Raw genomic sequence first — 1,434 nt, 5'->3', positions numbered from 1 at the left:
TAATGCCAGTCAGTTAAGAGCTGACTGGCATTTTTTTTACGGGGTATTTGACCTGCTTGGATCGCACTTCTCGTGGATAAATTCGTTCGGTTCTCCTCATTGGTAGGATGAAGTGCTCCCCGAGATCCTGCATATTACCTAAAGTTTTGGGTATGTTTCCGGCTGAGAAAAGTGATGCGGTATAAAGCCAGTTAATGATCACCGTCGCACATGAAGTGAAGCTCAGTTGATTTGCATATATCCCTTTGAGTTTGCTGGCCATTTTTATCATCTGGTAACGGATAATATTGTAGGCCAGTAAGATCCCCCAAAGCTCCTGACGGACCATTTCCGGTCTTTTACTTCTGAGAGTGTAGTGGTTCTGAAGCAGACTTTGCTTCATTTCACGGTAGCCGAGCTCGATTTCCCAGCGTTGCTCATAGAGTTCAACGATATCCGAACTCGGATAGCGCATCGGGTCGATCATTGAAGTCAGTATCGTCCGTTCCTTTCCATCAATCACTTGAGATAGTAACCGGGCCTGAAGGGTCTCTGGCAGTTCAGGATATTTCTTGCGTGACTGTGGCGTTGTCGTTAGTTCGACGAGTTTTTGGTTACGGCCAACTTTTCGTAATACCTTGTACTGCGTGCCTTTTTTCAGAGGTATCAACCAATGTCGTTCAGTTCCGGCTTGCTGCCACTTATGCAGCAATCCGAGTGAGTAAAAGCCTCGATCAAAGAGCGTCAGGGAATGGTCGGGCGTGGTTTCAATGAGCTGCTCAGCAAGAACCATTTCATTCGTTGAAGAGCTTTCAAAACGACTGCTAACCAACAGGTGACTGGTTAGCTCCATTTGGCAGACCATGCGTACCTGCGGGTGCTGCTCTCCATGCTGGTTACTACTTTTTTTAAACGCTTGGGCATTCTCCGTTGAATCCGGAGTACGCCAGACCACGCCATCGACCCCCAACAAGCGCAGTCCATGCCAGGTTGGATGCTCCGCCTGAGCATTCCAGATAGCCTGGGTGTGTTCAAATACCATTTGCACCGCATGCTCGCCAAGTCGCTGTCTGGCTTGCGGGATTGCGCTGGGCGCGACAAGAGTACGCTTACCGGGCAACATGATATTCATCTGACCGACAATGTCCCAGACACTGGTATTGCGGTACAAAGCCATGCCGATAATGCTCCAGAGCACCATATCAAGAGGCAGGCGGCGTTTCCTCAACGTACCCACTCCGGCATTATCAAAAGCCTGGTCAATTAAATTCGGATCAAGAATATCGGATAATTTGCCGAGTTCACCGGCGTTAGGTGCATATCCATTTGCCATTGCCAGCGCTGTAGTAAGTTGCATAAAAAAATCCGTAGCCAGTGTTAACTAACTACGGATTCTGATCTATTGGGAGGATCGGTCAAGCGATCGCTAAAATATTTCTTAACTGATCGGCATTA

General features: G+C 48.0%; 1 protein-coding gene. It reads right to left on the bottom strand.

What is annotated here, in order from left to right; translation table 11 throughout:
- Positions 1–13: 13 nt before the first annotated feature.
- Complete coding sequence (locus CWI71_RS12005; protein ID WP_126755508.1) at positions 14–1,336, bottom strand: IS4 family transposase; 1,323 nt, start codon at positions 1,334–1,336, stop codon at positions 14–16.
- Between the last annotated feature and the right edge of the window lie 98 nt (positions 1,337–1,434).

The organism is Pseudidiomarina insulisalsae (genome assembly GCF_003987065.1).
Lineage (GTDB): Bacteria > Pseudomonadota > Gammaproteobacteria > Enterobacterales > Alteromonadaceae > Pseudidiomarina > Pseudidiomarina insulisalsae.
This window is presented reverse-complemented; position numbering and strand designations above follow the sequence as displayed.